At 56.8% G+C, this 213-nt stretch carries 1 tRNA gene; it reads right to left on the reverse strand.

The features are described from left to right. A tRNA-Glu gene (locus DIE16_RS36440) sits at window positions 1-76 on the reverse strand. Window positions 77-213 lie beyond the last annotated feature (137 nt).

Below are 213 nucleotides of genomic sequence, written 5' to 3' on the forward strand. Positions count from 1 at the left end.
TGGCGTCCCCTAGGGGATTCGAACCCCTGTACTCACCGTGAAAGGGTGATGTCCTAGGCCTCTAGACGAAGGGGACAACGTACTGCTTACATCTTTAATACAAAAGCCCGCTCAAAAACGTCTTGAACGGGCTTTGTTCTGGCGGAGCGGACGGGACTCGAACCCGCGACCCCCGGCGTGACAGGCCGGTATTCTAACCGACTGAACTACCGC

Source organism: Burkholderia sp. Bp9090, assembly GCF_003857985.1.
Lineage (GTDB): Bacteria > Pseudomonadota > Gammaproteobacteria > Burkholderiales > Burkholderiaceae > Burkholderia.